Origin of the sequence: Cedecea sp. VD22 (genome assembly GCF_037150195.1) — a bacterium.
Taxonomy (GTDB): Bacteria; Pseudomonadota; Gammaproteobacteria; order Enterobacterales; family Enterobacteriaceae; genus Cedecea.
In genome coordinates this window covers 148435-166958 of record NZ_JBBCPX010000010.1, presented here as the reverse complement: position 1 = coordinate 166958, position 18524 = coordinate 148435, and the positions used below count along the sequence as shown (strand labels likewise).

The following is an 18524-nucleotide window of genomic DNA, read 5'->3' as shown; positions in this document are numbered from 1 at the left end:
TTTGCCTGGCGGCCGTAGCGCGGTGGTCCCACCTGACCCCATGCCGAACTCAGAAGTGAAACGCCGTAGCGCCGATGGTAGTGTGGGGTCTCCCCATGCGAGAGTAGGGAACTGCCAGGCATCAAATTAAGCGTGCTGATATGGCTCAGTTGGTAGAGCGCACCCTTGGTAAGGGTGAGGTCCCCAGTTCGACTCTGGGTATCAGCACCACTTTTTAGGTTAAAGTTCGGCACGTAGAAAAGAATTTGCCTGACGGCCGTAGCGCGGTGGTCCCACCTGACCCCATGCCGAACTCAGAAGTGAAACGCCGTAGCGCCAATGGTAGTGTGGGGTCTCCCCATGCGAGAGTAGGGAACTGTCAGGCATCAAATAAAGCATTAACCCCGACCGAAAGGCCGGGGTTTTTTGCTTTCAGAGATGTGCAAAACAGCATAAAAAAGGCCGCGTCCGCGGCCTTTGTCGTTTAATGGATAACCTGAGACAAGAAAGCTCGCGTTCTTTCCGATTTCGGATGGGCAAAAAACTCTTCAGGCGGTGCCTGCTCTACGATCTCTCCACGGTCCATAAAGATAACCCTGTCGGCAACGGTACGCGCAAACCCCATTTCGTGAGTCACGCACAGCATCGTCATCCCGGATTCGGCCAGGCCAATCATGGTATCCAGCACTTCCTTCACCATTTCCGGGTCAAGTGCAGACGTCGGTTCATCGAAGAGCATGATTTTAGGCTTCATGCATAACGAGCGAGCAATGGCCACACGCTGCTGCTGGCCACCGGATATTTGCCCCGGGAATTTATGCGCATGTTCAGCGATTCGTACTCGTTCGAGATAATGCATCGCCAGCGCTTCCGCTTCTTTCTTCGGCATCTTACGCACCCAAATCGGAGCCAGGGTGCAGTTCTGCAAGACCGTTAAATGTGGGAACAGGTTAAAGTGCTGAAAGACCATGCCGACTTCGGTACGGACTTTTTCTATATTGCGGAGATCGTCATTCAACTCTGTGCCGTCAACGACAATACGCCCCTGCTGATGCTCTTCAAGATGGTTAATACAGCGAATAGTCGTTGATTTCCCGGAGCCCGATGGCCCACACAGCACGATACGCTCACCCTGCTTCACATTGAGATTAATATCTTTTAAAACATGGAATTGCCCGTACCATTTGTTCACATTTTCCAATGTGATCATCGTGTCGGCAGCCTGCAGTGTCATTTTACTCATCATAATCCTTAGTGCGGCGTGCGGCCGGTGTGGAAGCGCTTCTCCAGATGCTGGCTATAGCGCGACATACTGAAACAGAAAATCCAATAGACGATAGCGGCAAAGACATAGCCTTCTGTCGACATCCCCAGCCAGGCCGGATCGACAGTGGCTTGCTGTACGCTACTAAACAGATCGAACAGGCCGATGATGATCACCAGACTGGTGTCTTTAAACAGCGCAATAATCGTGTTCACCAGCCCCGGGATCACCAACTTCAGGGCCTGAGGTAAAATCACCAATCCTTGCATTCTCCAGTAACCAAGCGCCAATGACTCTGCTGCCTCATATTGCCCTTTGGGCAGAGCCTGCAGCCCGCCACGAACCACCTCGGCCACATAGGCTGACTGGAATAAAATCACCCCGACCAATGCCCGAATCAGTTTATCGATGGTGGTGCCTTCCGGTAGAAACAGCGGCAGCATCACGGAAGACATGAACAGCACCGTGATCAGCGGTACACCTCGCCAAAATTCGATAAACATTATTGAAAGGATTCTCACAACCGGCATGCGCGATCGTCTGCCTAGTGCCAGCACAATACCCAGCGGCAGGGCGCCTGCGATGCCGACGGAAGCAATGATTAGCGTGAGGGTTAATCCGCCCCAAAGACGAGTCTCCACGCGGTCCAGCCCCAGGAATCCACCGTACATCAAGAGCCAAACGAGGAGCGGATAGGTCACGGCCCAGGCGGCGATATAGCGACCACGGTGAGGAAGCGACTTCCAGAACATTGCGGCTACGGAAAGTAACCCAATGATCAGTGCAAGGTTGATGCGCCAGCGCAATTCGTGAGGATAAAGTCCATACATAAACTGCCCGAAGCGGTCGTGGATAAAGACCCAACACGCCCCTCCCTGAGTACAGTCGGCTCTTGTCTCACCTACCCAATTCGCCTGGAAAACCGCCCAGTTCAGAAGCGGAGGGATAAGCGTCCACATCAGCCCGAGACAAAGCAGTGTGAGCAGAGTATTCAGCCAGCTGGAGAAGAGATTTTTACGCATCCAGCGCCAGATTCGTTCCGGGTGGTTAGCTGCCTGGCGGGCGTCGTGCGCCGTTAAAACTTTAGTCATCGACATTCCTTAACGCTCGACGAGGGCGATACGGCGGTTATAGACGTTCATCAGCAGCGAAATAACCAGGCTGATAAGCAAATAAACGGACATCGTGATAGCGATGGTTTCGATAGCCTGGCCCGTTTGGTTAAGCACGCTGCCGGCAAACAAAGACACCATATCCGGATAACCAATGGCTGCTGCCAGGGAAGAGTTTTTGACGATGTTCAAGTACTGGCTGGTCAACGGCGGAATGATGACTCTCAGCGCCTGGGGCACAATCACCTGGCGAAGCGTCACCTGCTTAGGCAGACCCAGGGACAAAGCCGCCTCATGCTGGCCAAAGGGGACGGACTGAATACCTGAGCGAATGATTTCCGCGATAAAGACCGAGGTGTAAACCGACAGCGCCAGCGTTAAAGCCGCCAGTTCAGGGATAAGTACAATCCCACCGCTGAAGTTGAAACCGTGCAGAGCTGGAATATCCCAGTGAAGGGCTGCCCCGAAGATCAAATGCGCCAGCAGCGGAAGCACAACGATCAACGCGATCGTCACGGGCCAGGTGCGACGAATCTGCCCGGTTCTCATTTGGTGCATTTTGTTATAGCGATATAGGCCAGCAGAAACGATCAGTGCGCACAGAATGGCAACCGCAAATGCCAGCAGACCTTCCCCCATAATCGGAGCCGGAAGAGACAGCCCGCGATTGCTCAGGTACATCAGGCCAAAGGCATCCAGAGCCTGGCGTGGGCCCGGCAGATTACGCAGCACGGCAAAGTACCAGAAGAAAATTTGCAGCAGTGGGGGGATGTTGCGAAACGTCTCTATATAAAAGGTAGAGAGTTTACGCACCAGCCAGTTATCAGAGAGGCGTGCCAGGCCCACAAAGAAGCCGATAAATGTCGCGAATACAATACAGAGAACAGACACCAGCAGGGTATTCAGCAGCCCAACAACAAAGACTTTGCCGTAGGTATCTCCCTGATCGTAGTCGACAAGATGCTGGACAATGCCGAACCCGGCGGCGCGATCGAGAAAGGCAAAACCGGAGGTAATACCGCGGCTGTCCAGGTTGGTAATGGTGTTGTGAATCAAATAAACCGCCACGCCAATAACCAAGGCGATGGCGATGATTTGATACAGCCAGGCGCGAACCGAGGGGTTAGAAAAAGATAAGTCGGCCTTCACGGCTGGGCGGTGATGACGCATAAGCAAACCTCAGTAACAGGAACATAAATCTGGGGCACCGCAATGGGCAGTGCCCTGTTCTGGTATGTCGCTTAGCGAACTGGTGGGGCGTACTGGATCCCGCCGTTGTTCCACAGGTTGTTCTGGCCGCGTTTGATTTTCAGCGGGCTTTGGGCACCGACGTTATTCTCGAAAATCTCAGCGTAGTTACCGACCTGCTTCACGATGTTGTAGGCCCACTTGTTGTCCAGCTTCAGGTCTTTGCCGAAATCACCCTCTTTCCCTAACAGGTGCGCCATATCCGGCGTGGTCGGGTTGGCGGCCATCTGGTCGACGTTTTTAGAATTAATGCCCATCTCTTCGGCATTCAGCATGGCGAACAGCGTCCAGCGCACGATGGAGAACCAGTCATCGTCCCCGCGGCGTACAACGGGTCCCAGGGGTTCTTTAGAGATGACTTCTGGCAGCACAAGCCATTCTGCCGGATTGCTGAGCTTGATGCGCAGGGCGTACAACTGAGACTGATCTGAGGCCAGAGTATCGCAGCGCCCGGACTCCAGCGCTTTGGCCGACTCGTCTGAACGGTCAAAGGTGACCGGCGTGTACTTCATCTTATTGGCTTTGAAGTAGTCGGCGACGTTCAGCTCGGTGTCGGTTCCGGCCTGAATACAAACCGTGGCACCGTCGAGCTCTTTCGCGCTTTTGAGGCCGGCTTTATTGTGGGTCAGGAAGCCGATACCGTCATAGTAAGTGACGCCGGTGAACACCATCCCCATGCCCGCGTCGCGGGAAGAAGTCCAGGTGGTGTTACGGGAAAGAATATCTACCTCGCCGGACTGCAGCGCCGTAAAGCGCTCTTTTGCTGTCAGAGGCGTGTATTTGACTTTAGAAGCATCGCCGAAGACTGCCGCCGCCACGCCACGGCAAACATCCACATCGATACCGGTAAACTTGCCGCTGCCGTCAGCGTAAGAAAAGCCCGGCAGACCATCGCTGATTCCACATTGCACGAAGCCTTTCTTTTTGACGGCATCCAGCGTGGTGCCTGCATGAGCCTGATTAGCCATCGCAAACAGCGTGCCGGTAGCGACCAGAGTGGCGATCATCATCTTCTTCATAAATGCATCCTGAGTGGCAAAATTATCATTATTGGCGAAATGGCATCCGGGAGGTGCCAGATCCGTATTCGTGGCAAATGCCCGAGTCATAGTCTTTAAAGCAAAGGGGATGCCAGGTTTTTGCGGGGGCGTCTTATGAAGAAGAAGGCAGGTAGCCATGAAGGTATGGGCAAGAAAATGCGCCGAAATAGTGCAGGCCTGCAACTAACGGCGCATTTCAGAGCAAAATGATTCAGGTGTTGCAGGAAGAAGAAACAAAAAAGCGCGAGAGCCTCGCGCTTTGGTCGAGGGGGGAACTTATTTGGTGAGTGCCACGATACCCAGGGCTACGCCTGCCACTGCAGCGGTACCGGCGGCAATCGCGCCAGCGGTTTCCCAGTTATCCTGAGTGGTGCCTTTCATACAGGTATTGGTGTGCACCAGGCGCCCCTGGTCATCATAGACCGGTACGCAAGGGGAATCGGTCGCACAGCCAGCCAGAAAAGTAGTGAGCAACGCGACAGCGATGAATTTAGTCATTTTGAACCTCGGTTTTACCAAACGCCGGAACAGGGATTGCTCTCGTAGGTGCCCATAAAGGTACGAAGCTTTCACGGATGCTGCACCGGTGTGAATGTGGCTATTTTACCACTGCGACTCAGACCACAGGATCGAGGAATAATTGCAAAGCGTGTGAAGTGTAAACAAAGTGAAGGAAAGGGCGATGCAGCGATGAATGATGAGGAAAAACGTCAGATTCGGGGTGTAGAAAAGAGAAAAGGCGCTTTCCCATGCCGAGTCGCGCCTTTTCACAACACTAACTGATTAGTATCAGTTCATGCCGTATTTTTTCAGTTTCTTACGCAGCGTACCGCGGTTGATACCCATCATCAGGGCAGCGCGGGTCTGGTTGCCGCGGGTGTATTGCATCACCATGTCCAACAGTGGCTGTTCAACTTCAGCCAGTACCAGCTCATACAGGTCATTCACATCCTGACCATTCAGTTGAGCAAAATAGTTCTTCAGTGCCTGTTTAACCGAGTCACGCAGGGGCTTTTGAGTTACCTGATCCTGAGAGTTAACGGTGGAAACGGTCAGTACGTCAGAATTTACGCGTTGTTCGAACATAGTTCTGTCAGCTCTTTATTTCATTACGCAAGATTTTCGAAGTATGCCTCCAACGCCTCCAGCTGTTCGCTGGTATCCTCAATGGCGTTGAATGTGCGCCGAAACTGGTCATCTGGAGCGTGCTCCTGGAGATACCAGGAGACGTGTTTACGAGCAATTCGGTAACCTTTTACATCGCCATAAAAGCTATGCAGTTCCCGAACGTGCGAGCAAAGTAAGCGCTTCACCTCTGCCAGAGGCAAGGGGGGCAGCAGCTCTCCAGTGTCCAGATAATGCTGGATTTCCCGAAAGATCCAGGGTCTTCCCTGAGCCGCACGGCCTATCATCAGGGCATCAGCCCCCGTATAGTCAAGTACAGCTCTGGCTTTAAGCGGGTCAGTAATGTCACCATTCGCGATAATCGGAATGGAAACTTTCTGCTTAACTGCCCGAATGCTGTCGTATTCAGCATCGCCCTGGAATAAACAGGCGCGTGTGCGTCCATGAATTGTCAGAGCCTGAATCCCACAGTCTTCAGCCAGTTGGGCAATCTCTACACAGTTACGGTGCGCGGGCTCCCAGCCGGTACGAATTTTCAACGTCACAGGAACATCCACTGCCTTCACTACCGTCGTCACGATGTCCTTTACCAGACTCGGGTACTGTAGAAGCGCTGAACCTGCCAGCTTACGATTCACCTTTTTTGCCGGACAACCCATATTGATATCAATAATCTGGGCGCCATTAGCCACGTTAATTCGCGCGGCTTCTGCCATCTCTTCCGGTACGCTGCCGGCAATTTGCACGGTGCGAATACCCGGTTCATCCACATGAACCATGCGTAAACGAGACTTATCGCTCGCCCAAACTTCTGGGTTAGAGGACATCATCTCGGAAACGGTTAACCCGGCTCCCATCTCGTAGCACAGCGTCCTGAATGGTCTGTCAGTGATGCCAGCCATAGGTGCTGCGATCAGGCGATTTCTGAGCTGGTGGTGTCCGATGCGCATGAGTTAAGAAATGACCATACTGTGCCTGCAAGGCGGCGTATATTACGCATTTTTCACACGAGATGAAAGGCCAAACTTTGAACAATCCTCTGTCACAGATCAATGAAGCGGCAACAAATGCGGCGAGAATACGTAATTCATTCAATTAATCAGATGGTTAGGATTTTTCGTTTATTTCATGCTGTTTTAAATTTTCCTGAAAGTTAGCAGAAATATGCTGTCCAACAGGCTATTTTTACCAGATAAACCGCTGTTTTTGTGGTCGGTTTTGGGGTTTTTATGCGAACAAGCTCTCATTTTTACATGTGGCTTGTTCACTAAAACTGGCTGAAAACGGCACACGGCGCGATGTCCGTATGCCGTTATTTTGATCAGCCTTGCTTGCGGCCGGTGATACGGCACCACTCTTCTTTTTCCGCAACCGGGTCAAGCGTGAACTTATCGACATAAGCTTCACACACCCCTTCGGCTTGGCTTGCCAGAACGCCGGAAAGGCCAAGTAAACCGCCCTCAACAGGCAGCACGCTGATTAACGGCGCTAACTCACGCAAAGGGCCTGCCAGGATGTTAGCGACCACCACGTCGGCGCTCATGACTTCTGGCTGATCTTTCGGCAGGTAAAGCTCAAGCCGGTCAGAAACACCGTTACGCTCAGCGTTATCGCGGCTCGCCTGAATTGCCTGCGGATCGATATCGATGCCGATAGCTTTTGCGGCCCCCAGTTTAAGAGCGGCAATCGCCAGGATCCCGGAGCCGCAACCAAAGTCGATCACAGTTTTGCCCGCCAGGTCCAGGCCGTCGAGCCATTCGAGGCACAGCGAGGTGGTTGGATGGGTTCCGGTGCCAAACGCCAGACCCGGGTCGAGCATCACGTTCACGGCAGTTGCATCCGGCACATCGCGCCAGCTTGGGCAGATCCACAGGCGGTTGCCGAAGCGCATTGGGTGGAAGTTGTCCATCCATTCGCGCTCCCAGTCTTTATCTTCCAGCTGTTCCACTTTGTGGTGGAAACCCTGGCCTAACAAAGGGCAGTGCTCGAGGATAGCGACAACTTCTTCCATGTCGGTTTCCGCGTCATACAGGCCGATAACGTCGGTATCGCCCCAAAGGCGAGTTTCACCCGGCAGCGGTTCAAAGACCGGCGTATCGTGGGTGTCCTGGAAGGTGACGGAAACCGCCCCGCTTTCAATCAGCGCATCGCCTAAGCTTTCAGCGTTGCCGCCGGTGGTGTTAATTTTCAGTTGGATCCATGGCATGGCGAAACTCTTTATTTATCAGTAGTGGAAACAAGAAGGGGCTCCGGAACGGCACGACCAAAACGGTTACCTATCAGGAACGCCAGCAAGCTGAACAGGAGCGAAGGCACAATCGGGTGGAAGCCCAGAAGCTGCAGGCCAAAACTGGCGAGCACCGCGTATAGTCCGCCGCCGACAATCATGCCGCTCAGCGCGCCTGCTGCGTTCGCTTTCTCCCAATAGAGGCCCAGCACCAGCGGCCACAGGAAAACGGCCTCAAGGCCCCCGAAGGCCAGCAGATTAAGCCAGATAATCATCTCAGGTGGTCGCCAGGCGGCCAGCATCATCAGAATGCCCAGCACCAGCGTCGTGGTGGTGGAAATACGCTTCAGACGGCGCTCCTGATGAATTTTAGTCGGACTTGCGCTAAGCCACAGGTCTTTCACGATCGTCGCGGAGGCCTGCAGCAAGTGGGCGTTCACGTTGGACATAATGGCGGCCATTGGCGCGGCCAGGAATAACCCAGCGGCCCAGGGCGGCAGAACCTGCATCATCAGCGTAGGGATAACCAGATCCGGCACCGTCAGGCCCGGGAGTACCGCTCTGCCCAGCGCGCCAGCAAGGTGCATGCCCAGCATCAGGATTGCGACCACAATGGTGCCTATGATGATGCCGCGGTGCACGGCTTTGCTGTCTTTATAAGAGATGCAGCGTACCGCCGTGTGGGGCAGGCCGATCACGCCAAAACAGACCAGTACCCAGAAGGAAGCCATAAACGTTGGCGTCAGAATGTCACCCGCGCCCTGAGGGCTGACGAGTTTCGGATCGATGTGTTCTAACGTTTGTACCGCGTTGCCCAGCCCGCCAGCGGCATGAACCACGCCGACCAGCAGCACGATGGTGCCTATGAGCATTACCATGCCCTGCATGGTGTCGTTGAGCACGCTGGCGCGGAAGCCGCCGAAGGACGTATAGAGCGCGATGGTGATCCCGAAAATCAGCAGGCCAGTTTCATACTTTATCCCTGCGGCGGTTTCCAGCAGACGCGCGCCACCGATGAACTGGACGGCAATCGCGCCAACAAACGCGACCAACAGGCTAATGCTGGCAATCCAGACGACGGCCCGATTCTGGTAGCGAGCCTGGAGCATGTCATTCAGCGTGATGGCGTTATAGCGGCGTGCCAGGATAGCGAATTTCTTCCCGAGGATCCCCAGAGAAAGCCAGATCGTTGGGATCTGAATCATGGCCAGCAGCACCCAGCCCAGGCCGAACTTATAGGCTGCACCCGGGCCGCCGATAAACGAACTGGCGCTGATGTAGGTGGTGGTGAGCGTCATGGCCAGGACGAAGCCGCCCATCGAACGACTGCCGAGGAAATATTCACTCAGGAAGGTGCCGGATGTGCGCTGGCGCATGGCATAAACGGAAAGACCAAAGACCGCGATCAGGTAGATAACCAGCACGGCAATCACTTCATTTTGCATGGTCATCCCCCAGAGGAATGTCGCGGAATAAGTATTTCACCATCAGCCAGCAAAGCAGGATAAAAAGTAGCGGCACCAGCAGGCAGGCCATCTCGAACCAGTGCGGCAAGCCGGTGATCCCCTGTGTATTGTCAGGTAAGTAAGCAGCCACTAACCATGCGGCAAGATAGAGCAAGGTCAGCCAGAGCGCCCAGCGCGCTTCTTTATGGGCCTGAACAAAACGGTTGTCCATTTTTGTCCCTTGAGTTCGCAGAAAGCGGGGATTGTAACGCATCCATCCTGTCGGAGGATAAAAAAAGAAAAAGGCCGGAAATCCGGCCTTTTGTCGACATGTTCAACGGAAACTTAGTGCTGAAGACCGAGTTTCTTCTCCAGATAGTGGATGTTGGTTCCACCGTGCTGGAAGTTTTCGTCGTTCATGATTTTGGTCTGCAGATCGATATTGGTTTTGATGCCATCGATAATCAGTTCTGCCAGGGCGTTTTTCATGCGGGCAATAGCCACTTCACGCGTTTCGCCGTAGCAGATGAGCTTCCCAATCATTGAATCGTAGTACGGCGGTACTGTGTAACCGGCGTAGATATGCGATTCCCAACGCACGCCAAAACCACCAGGCGCGTGGAAGCGCGTGATTTTGCCCGGGCTTGGCAGGAAGGTGTTCGGGTCTTCGGCGTTGATACGGCATTCCACCGCGTGGCCGGTAACGTGAACGTCTTCCTGTTTGATGGACAGCGGCTGACCGGCTGCGATACGCAGCTGCTCTTTGATCAGGTCAACGCCGGTGATCATTTCGGTAACCGGGTGTTCTACCTGAATACGGGTGTTCATTTCGATGAAATAGAACTCGCCGTTTTCGAACAGGAACTCAAAGGTACCTGCGCCGCGATAGTTAATGTCGATACAGGCTTTGGCGCAGCGGTCGCCGATGAATTTACGCAGCTCAGGCGTGATGCCCGGGGCAGGTGCTTCTTCAACGACTTTCTGGTGGCGGCGCTGCATGGAGCAGTCACGTTCAGCCAGATAGATAGCGTGCCCCTGGCCGTCGGCCAGAACCTGAATCTCGATATGGCGTGGGTTCTCGAGGTATTTCTCCATGTAAACCATGTCGTTGTTGAAAGCCGCTTTGGCTTCCGCACGGGTCATGTTGATGGATTGCTCGAGCTCCGCGTCGCTGCGCACTACGCGCATACCACGACCGCCGCCGCCGCCGGAGGCTTTGATAATCACCGGGTAGCCGATGCGTTTTGCATGGGCACGGTTTTTATCCATGTCGCCGTCCAGTGGGCCGTCAGAACCTGGTACCGTCGGTACGCCCGCTTTTTTCATCGCGGTGATCGCGGAAACTTTGTCGCCCATCAGGCGGATAGTTTCAGCTTTCGGGCCGATGAAGATAAAGCCGGAACGCTCAACCTGCTCGGCAAAGTTGGCGTTTTCTGACAGGAAGCCGTAACCCGGGTGAATCGCTACCGCGCCGGTGATTTCCGCCGCAGAGATGATTGCCGGGATGTTCAGGTAGCTTTTTACGGACGGAGCCGGGCCGATACAGACCGTCTCATCCGCCAGTAATACGTGTTTCAGATCGCGGTCCGCACTTGAGTGCACAGCGACAGTCTTGATGCCCAGTTCTTTACAGGCACGAAGAATACGCAGTGCAATCTCGCCGCGGTTGGCGATGACAATTTTATCCAGCATGTTCGCCTCGTTACTCGATGACGACCAGCGGCTCGTCAAATTCTACCGGCTGACCATTCTCAATCAGAATTGCTTTCACCACACCGGCTTTATCTGATTCGATCTGGTTCATCATTTTCATTGCTTCAACGATGCACAGGGTGTCGCCCACGTTAACTTTCTGGCCCACTTCCACAAACGCTTTGGCATCCGGGCTAGGGGTACGGTAGAAGGTACCGACCATTGGGGAACGTACGATGTGACCACTGACTTCAGCAGCAGCAGGGGCTTCCATTGCTGGGGTTGCGGCTGGTGCAACGGCCTGAGCCAGACCCGGCTGTGGCTGCGGCTGGTACATTGGCGCAGCGTAAGCCTGTTGCATCATTGGGAAACCAGCGTTTGCCGGGGAGCGGCTGATGCGTACAGACTCTTCGCCTTCAGAAATTTCCAGTTCAGCGATGCCTGATTCTTCAACCAGCTCGATCAGTTTTTTAATCTTACGAATATCCATGAGTGGGTTCCGTACTCTTTGTTTAGATGGATTTTGACAGGCGTTTTACCGCCGTCTGTAAAGCATATGAATAGCCGTCAGCGCCTAATCCGCAGATCACGCCGATGGCCTTATCTGATAGATAGGAATGATGGCGGAACGGTTCACGCGCGTGCACATTGCTGAGGTGAATCTCGATAAACGGGATATCCACCGCCAGTAACGCATCGCGCAGCGCGACGCTGGTATGCGTGAACGCGGCCGGATTAATCAGGATAAAGTCGACAGTGTCTTTGGCCTGATGAATTCGGTCAATCAACGCATATTCGGCGTTAGATTGCAGGTGACTGAGCGTCACGCCAAGGCTGGTTGCCTCCGCCTCAAGCGTGTTAACAATTTCTGCTAACGTCTGGTGGCCGTACTTCTCCGGCTCCCGCGTGCCCAGCATGTTTAGATTAGGGCCATTCAAAAGCAAAATGTGAAATTCACCCGACATCGTGCTGCCATCTCCTGCGATTAGTAGGCAATTTACAAAATATACCTAAGTTTTCCGGTTGTCACCTTTTCGAACCGAAAATGGTCGTCAGAAAAAACCGAAGTCGCACATTATAACGATTTCGTAGCATTTGGCAGCTAAATACTGGTCTTATCAGGGAAGATGATCAACCGATATCCAGTTAAGGATACCGATCGATGTTTATTCTGCGGAGAAGCACACGCTTTTTGGCTAGCGCCACCACTGGCGAAACTTCTTGTAGCGAAGTGCAAGAAGAATGATCGCGCCCAGCGCATAAAGCAAGGGTTGAGGGGACAAAATCTTAACCGACCAGAGGAAATGAATCGGTGCGAGGATCGCGACCAGATAGACGAAGTTATGCAATTTCTGCCAGCGGGCACCCAAAAAACGCTGCGCTCGCTGGGTCGACGTCACGGCCAGGGTCAGCAGGATAATCCAGCAAATGATACCCAGCGTAAGATAAGGGCGGGAAACCAGTTCCTGGCCAAGCAGGCCAAGATTGCTGATCCCTAGCTCAAGCAGGGAATAGCTGGTGAGGTGCAGCGTCGCCCAGACGAAGCACCATACGCCCAACAGGCGGCGGGTACGAATCAATAGCGGCTGTTTAGCGTAACGCGCGAGTGGCGTGACAAGTAACGTCGCCAGCAGCAGTTTGAGCGCCATTCTGCCGGTAAAATGCTGAATGTCTTTTGCCGGGTCGGCGCTAAAAAGTCCCTGGCTTGCCGCGTAAAACAGCCAGACGAAGGGCAGGAAAGCGGCCAGATGAAGCCCCACTTTCAGCCAGGTAATCTGTTTTACCGTCAGGCGCACTCAGAAGTTCTCCTTCAGGTTCAGGCCGCGATACAGCGAGGCGACCTGGTCTGCGTAGCCGTTGAACAGCAGGGTGGGTTGGCGCTTAACGTCCAGCACGCCGCCCGAGCCAATAAAGCGTTCTGAAGCCTGTGACCAGCGAGGGTGATCAACGTGCGGGTTTACGTTGGCGTAGAAACCATATTCATTCGGTGCGGCAAGGTTCCATGTCGTAGGCGGCAGCTCGCGCACCAGTTTTATGCTGACAATCGATTTAATGCCTTTAAAACCATATTTCCACGGCACCGTAAGGCGAATCGGTGCGCCGTTTTGCGGCGGCAGAGCTTTACCATAAACGCCCACGGTTAACAGCGTGAGCGGATGCATCGCTTCATCCAGCCGCAATCCTTCTACATAAGGGTATTGCAGCCCGCCCCCGATAAACCGGTCCTTTTGGCCCGGCATCTGCTCCGGGTCATAAAGCGTTTCAAAGGCAACGTATTTTGCGTTGCTGGTGGGCTCAACCATATCGAGCAGCTTGTGAAGCGGGAAGCCAATCCAGGGGACGGCCATCGACCATGCCTCAACGCAGCGCATACGGTAAATGCGCTCTTCCAGCGGGAAGCGCTTATAAAGGTCATCGTGATCGAGCGTCATGGGTTTAGCCACTTCGCCGCTGATTTTAATCTGCCAGGGATCGGTTTTCAGCCCGCCGGCGTTAGCGGCAGGGTCGGCCTTATCCAGGCCAAATTCATAGAAGTTGTTGTAGCCCGTGACTTTGTCTTCCGGGGTCAGGGCCAGTTTGGCCTGGTACTCTTCTGGCTTAGTGAACGTCAGCGGTTTGCCGGCAGGTGCCGGGGGGCGATCGTGACCTTTGAACCAGGACAGAATATCGGCGTTGGCTGTCTGAGGGAGTGACAGGGCGGCCGCGCTGATGCCCAGCGCTTTCAGTACCTGGCGGCGCTTCATCATAAACACGGATTCTGGCGTAACGTCGGCTTCGGTGAGCCGGGTGACCTTTTTCATGACGTTCTCCTCGTAGCGATAGCCTAAGCATGACCGAGAGAAAGCGTTCCGGCGAATATGTCACGAAAAATTGAAATTTGAGGAGCGACAGGGCGTCGCTCCTCGGGCAAGGTTTAACGCACTTTTACCAGGGTTCTGCCCTGAGCGGCGTTGTTAATGATATCGCTGGCGTACTTTGGCGCTTCTGCCAGGCCGATTTCGGTCGTTGCTTGCTGGTAGAAGGCATCCGGCAAGTCTTTCACGAGGCGTGCCCAGGCGGCCGCGCGGCGATCCGGCGGCGTCATGACGGAATCCACACCCTGCAGGCGAACATTACGCAGAATAAACGGCATGACGGTGGTTGGTAGCGCGAAGCCACCGGCTAAGCCACAGGCCGCCACGCAGCCGCCGTAGTTCATTTGCGCCAGAACTTTCGCCAGCACTTTATCGCCGACGGTATCAATGGCGCCGGCCCAGAGCTGTTTTTCCAGCGGACGGGTTTCGGCGAACTCATCGCGGCCAAGAATACGGTCGACACCGAGGCTGCGAAGGTAATCATGCGTACTTTCGCGGCCGGATACGGCGGCCACCTTATAGCCCAGTTTGTGCAGCAGCGCGATGGCAGTGCTGCCTACGCCGCCGCTTGCGCCAGTGACGACGATTTCGCCGCTTTCTGGCGTCACACCTGCGTCTTCAAGTGCCATCACGCAGAGCATCGCGGTAAAACCGGCCGTGCCGATAATCATCGCCTTGCGCGCATCTAAACCTTCGGGCATTGCAACCAGCCAGTCACCTTTTACCCGTGCGGCTTCTGCCAGGCCACCCCAGTGGTTTTCTCCAACGCCCCAGCCGGTGAGCAGCACCGCCTGGCCCGGCTGAAAACGAGTGTCCTCACTGGTGAGCACTTTGCCAGCAAAGTCGATGCCCGGCACCATCGGGAAATTACGGATGATTTTGCCTTTGCCGGTGATGGCCAGCGCGTCTTTGTAATTCAGGCTGGAGTAATCAATCTCCACGGTGACGTTGCCTTCTGGCAACGCGTCGTGGTCGATCGTTTTTACCGCGGCCAGGGTTTGGCCTTCGGACTGTTCCAGGATTAATGCCTGCATGGGCGTTCCTCGGTCGGTAGCAATGGGAAAAAAATCTTAGCAGACTATACTCCGATACTGATGTGAAGAGCCGACCTGACGCAATAAATGCTCAGAAATTCCCGAGGGGTTTCGTTTGCCTGAGGTCGGCCTTTGCTATTTAATGCTTCCTCGTTTGGGGCCCATGATGAGTGTGGTTAATTTTCACTAACCGGAGTTAACACAGGGATGCGATTAACGACGAAACTTTCAGCCTTTATTACCCTTTTAACCGGGCTTGCGATTTTCGTTACGCTCTTTGGGTGCCTGCTAAGTTTCTATAACTCTGTTCACGACAAAACTCAGCAGCGCATTATGGCGGTTGCCACGATCGTTGATAACCAACTGGTCTCACGCTCGCCCCAGGATCTGGTGGATCACTTTAGCGAGCTGATGATACCGGTGGATATCACCGAAATTCGCCTGATGGCGGATAAAACTTACCTCTTCCAGCACGTTTTACCCGAAGGCTATCGCCCGGCAGGGACGCAATATACCTACCGCACTATTAACGTCGCGTTGATGAAGCACCCAGGTATGACGCTGCAGCTGACTTATCTCGACCCGATTGCTGTCTACTATCACGCCATGTTTACCACGACGCCATTAACTGCGGCGGTCGCTTTTATGCTGGTGGTGCTCTTCCTGGCCGGGCGCTGGCTGAGACGACAGCTTTCCGGGCAAGAGCTGCTGGAAATCAGAGCCGGAAAAATCATTAGCGGGGAGCGAGGGGCAGAAGTGCGTGGTTCCGTGCATGAATGGCCGCCGCTGGTGAGCAGCGCAATGGATGCCCTACTTTCGGACCTGCAAAGCGCCAGCGAGCAGCGAAGCCGCGTGGATACCCTCATCAGGGCATTTGCCGCCCAGGACATTAAAACCGGCCTCAATAACCGTTTGTTCTTTGATAACCAACTGGCCACGCTGCTGGAAGGCCAGGAGCAAGTCGGTGCTCACGGCGTGGTGATGATGATTCGCCTGCCTGATTTCGAGCTATTAAAAGAGACCTGGGGCAACGGCCCGGTTGAAGAATACTTATTCACTTTGGTTAACCTGCTCTCGACCTTTGTGATGCGCTACCCTGGCGCGTTATTAGCCCGCTATTTCCGCAGTGATTTTGCGGTATTGCTGCCGCACCGTACGCTGAAAGAAGCGGATGGTATTGCCAGCCAACTGCTGAATTCCGTGGATGCGCTGCCGTCAACCCGTATGGTTGATCGTAGCGATATGCTGCACATTGGCATTTGCGCATGGCGCAGCGGGCAAACAAAAGAGCAGGTTATGGAGCATGCGGAAATCGCGACCCGCAACGCCGCTTTCCAGGGGGCCAACAGCTGGTCCGTATACGACGATAAGCTCCCGGAACAGGGTCGGGGCAACGTGAAATGGCGCACTTTGCTTGAGCAGGTCCTCAAGCAGGGCGGCCCGCGCTTTTACCAGAAACCCGCGGTTGATAAACATGGGGTGGTTCACCACCGTGAAATCATGTGCCGTATCTTCGACGGTGAGCAGGAGGTGTTGTCGGCTGAATACATGCCGATGGTCAGGCAATTTGGTTTATCCGAACAATATGATCGGCAGATCGTGTCCAGGCTGTTGCCGCTGCTAAACTTCTGGCCGGAAGAAACCCTTGCCATTCAAATTACCGTTGACTCGCTGATCCGCGCCCCATTCCAGCGCTGGCTGCGTGATTCGCTGATGCAGTGCGAAAAATCGAAGCGCGCACGGATTATTTTTGAACTTGCTGAGGCAGATGTCTGTCAACACATCAGCCGATTGCAACATGTTGTAAGGTTAATCACTGCATTAGGGGCAAGGGTTGTGATTATCCAGGCGGGATTAACGGTCGTCAGCACAACTTATATAAAAGAGCTGGATGTGGAGTTAATCAAGCTGCATCCGGGTCTGGTCAGAAACATCGGCAAGCGTACCGAAAACCAGCTTTTTGTGAAGAGCCTGGTTGAAGCCTGTAACGGGACGCGAATCCATGTTTTTGCCACAGGAGTGAGGACCCGCGGCGAGTGGCAGACGCTGATTGATAACGGGGTTGCGGGGGCGCAGGGCGATTTTATCGCCGCATCTCAGCCGCTTGACAGTAATGTGAAAAAATATTCACAAAGATACTCGGTTTAACCTGCCGTTTGCCATTATTTCACGTAGAATAACGCGCGCTGCATCTCAAGGGGGCTAGTCAGCCTGCCAGCCAGATTGTCGCAGCCGTTATGAACCGGTTTGCTGCTGTTAGCTGTTCGTTTATTCTACCGCGTTTGCCGCATTTCTGAACGCCATGTAGGAAGACGTTTCAAAAGTGTTACAGCCGTAGTGAACTGCACTATTTTTCACCGTTGCAGAACATTTTTGCGCCTTGTCGCTGTAGCGTGTGGTTGGTAAAGTAAGCGGATTTTGTATCCGCCCCAGCTTTCAGGATTATCCCTTAGTATGTTGAAAAAATTTCGTGGCATGTTTTCCAATGACCTGTCCATTGACCTGGGTACTGCGAATACCCTGATTTATGTGAAAGGACAAGGCATCGTACTGAATGAGCCCTCCGTTGTGGCCATTCGCCAGGACCGCGCCGGCTCGCCAAAAAGCGTTGCGGCCGTAGGCCATGATGCTAAACAGATGCTGGGCCGTACCCCGGGCAACATCGCGGCTATTCGTCCGATGAAAGACGGCGTTATCGCTGACTTCTTCGTGACTGAGAAAATGCTGCAGCACTTTATCAAACAGGTTCACAGCAACAGTTTCATGCGCCCAAGCCCGCGCGTGCTGGTGTGTGTGCCGGTAGGTGCTACCCAGGTTGAACGCCGTGCTATTCGTGAATCCGCACAGGGTGCAGGCGCACGTGAAGTGTTCCTGATTGAAGAACCTATGGCTGCGGCAATTGGCGCAGGCTTGCCGGTATCTGAAGCAACCGGCTCCATGGTTGTGGATATCGGTGGCGGTACCACCGAAGTGGCCGTTATCTCCCTGAACGGCGTGGTTTACTCCTCTTCCGTACGTATCGGCGGTGACCGCTTCGATGAAGCTATCATTAACTATGTGCGCCGTAACTACGGTTCACTGATTGGTGAAGCGACCGCGGAACGTATCAAACACGAAATCGGTTCTGCCTACCCGGGCGATGAAGTGCGTGAGATCGAAGTTCGCGGCCGTAACCTGGCTGAAGGTGTGCCACGCGGCTTCACCCTGAACTCTAACGAAATCCTCGAAGCATTGCAGGAGCCACTGACCGGTATTGTTAGCGCGGTGATGGTTGCGTTGGAACAGTGCCCGCCAGAGCTGGCATCCGATATCTCCGAGCGCGGTATGGTTCTGACCGGCGGTGGCGCATTGCTGCGTAACCTCGATCGCCTGCTGATGGAAGAGACGGGTATCCCGGTAGTAGTTGCAGAAGATCCACTGACCTGTGTTGCCCGCGGCGGCGGCAAGGCACTGGAAATGATCGACATGCACGGCGGCGACTTGTTTAGCGAAGAGTAACAGCC

Annotated in this window: 18 protein-coding genes, 1 tRNA gene and 2 rRNA genes; 5 read left to right on the top strand and 16 right to left on the bottom strand. The window is 54.2% G+C overall.

Features of this window, described 5'->3' with window-relative positions; translation table 11 throughout:
- Positions 1 to 4 precede the first annotated feature (4 nt).
- From rrf (WFK85_RS17320) to rrf (WFK85_RS17310), 3 genes are all read left to right on the top strand, one after another.
- Positions 5 to 120: ribosomal RNA gene (gene rrf, locus WFK85_RS17320) — 5S ribosomal RNA — on the top strand.
- Between the two features lie 14 nt (positions 121 to 134).
- A tRNA-Thr gene (locus tag WFK85_RS17315) sits at positions 135 to 210 on the top strand.
- A 38-nt stretch (positions 211 to 248) separates the two neighbouring features.
- Positions 249 to 364 (top strand): 5S ribosomal RNA (gene rrf, locus WFK85_RS17310).
- A 99-nt stretch (positions 365 to 463) separates the two neighbouring features.
- Here the strand turns inward: rrf (WFK85_RS17310) and WFK85_RS17305 are convergent.
- From WFK85_RS17305 to acuI, 16 genes are all read right to left on the bottom strand, one after another.
- The gene (locus WFK85_RS17305; protein WP_039298264.1) at positions 464 to 1222 is read right to left on the bottom strand and encodes an amino acid ABC transporter ATP-binding protein; all 759 of its coding nucleotides are present in this window, start codon (positions 1220 to 1222) and stop codon (positions 464 to 466) included.
- Between the two features lie 8 nt (positions 1223 to 1230).
- The gene (locus WFK85_RS17300) at positions 1231 to 2334 is read right to left on the bottom strand and encodes an amino acid ABC transporter permease (protein WP_336708942.1); all 1104 of its coding nucleotides are present in this window, start codon (positions 2332 to 2334) and stop codon (positions 1231 to 1233) included.
- Between the two features lie 9 nt (positions 2335 to 2343).
- Positions 2344 to 3525: an ABC transporter permease subunit gene (locus WFK85_RS17295; RefSeq protein WP_166994975.1), complete on the bottom strand. Its 1182-nt coding sequence runs from the start codon at positions 3523 to 3525 to the stop codon at positions 2344 to 2346.
- A 71-nt stretch (positions 3526 to 3596) separates the two neighbouring features.
- Positions 3597 to 4622, bottom strand: coding sequence for an amino acid ABC transporter substrate-binding protein (locus WFK85_RS17290; RefSeq protein WP_336708943.1), 1026 nt, complete (start codon positions 4620 to 4622; stop codon positions 3597 to 3599).
- Positions 4623 to 4919: 297 nt separating this feature from the next.
- Positions 4920 to 5141, bottom strand: coding sequence for a hypothetical protein (locus tag WFK85_RS17285; RefSeq protein WP_039288243.1), 222 nt, complete (start codon positions 5139 to 5141; stop codon positions 4920 to 4922).
- Positions 5142 to 5432: 291 nt separating this feature from the next.
- Positions 5433 to 5729 carry a DNA-binding transcriptional regulator Fis gene (gene fis, locus WFK85_RS17280; protein WP_000462905.1) on the bottom strand — a complete coding sequence of 99 codons (297 nt, stop codon included), beginning with the start codon at positions 5727 to 5729 and terminating at the stop codon, positions 5433 to 5435.
- A gap of 23 nt (positions 5730 to 5752) precedes the next feature.
- Positions 5753 to 6718: a tRNA dihydrouridine synthase DusB gene (gene dusB / locus WFK85_RS17275; RefSeq protein WP_008454922.1), complete on the bottom strand. Its 966-nt coding sequence runs from the start codon at positions 6716 to 6718 to the stop codon at positions 5753 to 5755.
- A gap of 371 nt (positions 6719 to 7089) precedes the next feature.
- Positions 7090 to 7974 carry a 50S ribosomal protein L11 methyltransferase gene (prmA, locus tag WFK85_RS17270; protein WP_166994977.1) on the bottom strand — a complete coding sequence of 295 codons (885 nt, stop codon included), beginning with the start codon at positions 7972 to 7974 and terminating at the stop codon, positions 7090 to 7092.
- An 11-nt stretch (positions 7975 to 7985) separates the two neighbouring features.
- Positions 7986 to 9440: a sodium/pantothenate symporter gene (gene panF / locus WFK85_RS17265; protein WP_166994979.1), complete on the bottom strand. Its 1455-nt coding sequence runs from the start codon at positions 9438 to 9440 to the stop codon at positions 7986 to 7988.
- On the bottom strand, positions 9430 to 9672 hold the full coding sequence (locus WFK85_RS17260) for a YhdT family protein (protein WP_008454917.1): 243 nt from the start codon (positions 9670 to 9672) through the stop codon (positions 9430 to 9432). The genes panF and WFK85_RS17260 overlap by 11 nt, the downstream gene beginning before the upstream one ends.
- A 113-nt stretch (positions 9673 to 9785) precedes the next feature.
- Entirely contained in the window at positions 9786 to 11132 is a 1347-nt protein-coding gene (accC, locus tag WFK85_RS17255) for an acetyl-CoA carboxylase biotin carboxylase subunit (RefSeq protein ID WP_008454915.1), read from the bottom strand.
- 10 nt (positions 11133 to 11142) lie between these two features.
- Positions 11143 to 11622 (bottom strand): acetyl-CoA carboxylase biotin carboxyl carrier protein, encoded by a 480-nt coding sequence (gene accB / locus WFK85_RS17250; protein WP_008454913.1) that lies wholly within the window; start codon positions 11620 to 11622, stop codon positions 11143 to 11145.
- Positions 11623 to 11644: 22 nt separating this feature from the next.
- Complete coding sequence (aroQ, locus tag WFK85_RS17245) at positions 11645 to 12097, bottom strand: type II 3-dehydroquinate dehydratase (RefSeq protein ID WP_008454912.1); 453 nt, start codon at positions 12095 to 12097, stop codon at positions 11645 to 11647.
- Between the two features lie 231 nt (positions 12098 to 12328).
- On the bottom strand, positions 12329 to 12928 hold the full coding sequence (msrQ, locus tag WFK85_RS17240) for a protein-methionine-sulfoxide reductase heme-binding subunit MsrQ (RefSeq protein ID WP_336708945.1): 600 nt from the start codon (positions 12926 to 12928) through the stop codon (positions 12329 to 12331).
- Positions 12929 to 13933 carry a protein-methionine-sulfoxide reductase catalytic subunit MsrP gene (gene msrP, locus WFK85_RS17235; RefSeq protein WP_336708946.1) on the bottom strand — a complete coding sequence of 335 codons (1005 nt, stop codon included), beginning with the start codon at positions 13931 to 13933 and terminating at the stop codon, positions 12929 to 12931. It lies immediately after the preceding gene.
- A gap of 113 nt (positions 13934 to 14046) precedes the next feature.
- Complete coding sequence (gene acuI / locus WFK85_RS17230; RefSeq protein WP_336708947.1) at positions 14047 to 15021, bottom strand: acrylyl-CoA reductase (NADPH); 975 nt, start codon at positions 15019 to 15021, stop codon at positions 14047 to 14049.
- Between the two features lie 207 nt (positions 15022 to 15228).
- Between acuI and csrD the strand changes: the two genes are divergently transcribed.
- Both csrD and mreB read left to right on the top strand, forming a co-directional pair.
- On the top strand, positions 15229 to 17169 hold the full coding sequence (gene csrD / locus WFK85_RS17225) for an RNase E specificity factor CsrD (RefSeq protein WP_336708948.1): 1941 nt from the start codon (positions 15229 to 15231) through the stop codon (positions 17167 to 17169).
- A 306-nt stretch (positions 17170 to 17475) separates the two neighbouring features.
- Positions 17476 to 18519: a rod shape-determining protein MreB gene (gene mreB / locus WFK85_RS17220; RefSeq protein WP_000913396.1), complete on the top strand. Its 1044-nt coding sequence runs from the start codon at positions 17476 to 17478 to the stop codon at positions 18517 to 18519.
- The last annotated feature ends 5 nt before the right edge of the window (positions 18520 to 18524 follow it).

Excerpts from the sequence above, each read along its gene's own strand:
- WFK85_RS17305 (WP_039298264.1), bottom strand. The coding sequence starts at position 1,222 with ATGAGTAAAATGACACTGCAGGCTGCCGACACGATGATCACATTGGAA.
- WFK85_RS17300 (WP_336708942.1), bottom strand. The coding sequence starts at position 2,334 with ATGACTAAAGTTTTAACGGCGCACGACGCCCGCCAGGCAGCTAACCAC.
- WFK85_RS17295 (WP_166994975.1), bottom strand. The coding sequence starts at position 3,525 with ATGCGTCATCACCGCCCAGCCGTGAAGGCCGACTTATCTTTTTCTAAC.
- WFK85_RS17290 (WP_336708943.1), bottom strand. The coding sequence starts at position 4,622 with ATGAAGAAGATGATGATCGCCACTCTGGTCGCTACCGGCACGCTGTTT.
- WFK85_RS17285 (WP_039288243.1), bottom strand. The coding sequence starts at position 5,141 with ATGACTAAATTCATCGCTGTCGCGTTGCTCACTACTTTTCTGGCTGGC.
- fis (WP_000462905.1), bottom strand. The coding sequence starts at position 5,729 with ATGTTCGAACAACGCGTAAATTCTGACGTACTGACCGTTTCCACCGTT.
- dusB (WP_008454922.1), bottom strand. The coding sequence starts at position 6,718 with ATGCGCATCGGACACCACCAGCTCAGAAATCGCCTGATCGCAGCACCT.
- prmA (WP_166994977.1), bottom strand. The coding sequence starts at position 7,974 with ATGCCATGGATCCAACTGAAAATTAACACCACCGGCGGCAACGCTGAA.
- panF (WP_166994979.1), bottom strand. The coding sequence starts at position 9,440 with ATGCAAAATGAAGTGATTGCCGTGCTGGTTATCTACCTGATCGCGGTC.
- WFK85_RS17260 (WP_008454917.1), bottom strand. The coding sequence starts at position 9,672 with ATGGACAACCGTTTTGTTCAGGCCCATAAAGAAGCGCGCTGGGCGCTC.
- accC (WP_008454915.1), bottom strand. The coding sequence starts at position 11,132 with ATGCTGGATAAAATTGTCATCGCCAACCGCGGCGAGATTGCACTGCGT.
- accB (WP_008454913.1), bottom strand. The coding sequence starts at position 11,622 with ATGGATATTCGTAAGATTAAAAAACTGATCGAGCTGGTTGAAGAATCA.
- aroQ (WP_008454912.1), bottom strand. The coding sequence starts at position 12,097 with ATGTCGGGTGAATTTCACATTTTGCTTTTGAATGGCCCTAATCTAAAC.
- msrP (WP_336708946.1), bottom strand. The coding sequence starts at position 13,933 with ATGAAAAAGGTCACCCGGCTCACCGAAGCCGACGTTACGCCAGAATCC.
- acuI (WP_336708947.1), bottom strand. The coding sequence starts at position 15,021 with ATGCAGGCATTAATCCTGGAACAGTCCGAAGGCCAAACCCTGGCCGCG.
- csrD (WP_336708948.1), top strand. The coding sequence starts at position 15,229 with ATGCGATTAACGACGAAACTTTCAGCCTTTATTACCCTTTTAACCGGG.
- mreB (WP_000913396.1), top strand. The coding sequence starts at position 17,476 with ATGTTGAAAAAATTTCGTGGCATGTTTTCCAATGACCTGTCCATTGAC.